The sequence below is a fragment of the Halomonas borealis genome (assembly GCF_004798905.1).
In the GTDB taxonomy this organism is placed as follows: Bacteria; Pseudomonadota; Gammaproteobacteria; order Pseudomonadales; family Halomonadaceae; genus Halomonas; species Halomonas borealis.
In genome coordinates this window covers 1-250 of sequence record NZ_SDMO01000105.1, presented here as the reverse complement: position 1 = coordinate 250, position 250 = coordinate 1, and the positions used below count along the sequence as shown (strand labels likewise).

The following is a 250-nucleotide window of genomic DNA, read 5'->3' as shown; positions in this document are numbered from 1 at the left end:
ACCGAGGCTTTGCAATCCTTCAGCAAATCGATCCTTTGAACAGTCACATTCGAAGGCTAAGGGTGATTCAGCTAGAATCGTATATTCAAGCTCACCATAAAGTGCAGCAAGCATGGCTTCGAGCGGGTTTTCTTTTAAAAGCATTTCCGAAATACTTGGCATTACTTTAATATTTTTTTCCATTAGTGTGATTTCATCATCAGTTGCATCGGGCAAGGCTTGGAGCATAAAGCCACCAGCGATTTTAACA

At 41.2% G+C, this 250-nt stretch carries 1 protein-coding gene; it reads right to left on the bottom strand.

Going from position 1 to position 250, the window contains the following annotated elements; all coding sequences use genetic code 11:
* A partial coding sequence (locus tag ETC07_RS16320) for an Hsp33 family molecular chaperone HslO (RefSeq protein WP_136249337.1) occupies nucleotides 1–250 on the bottom strand: 250 nt, incomplete at both ends.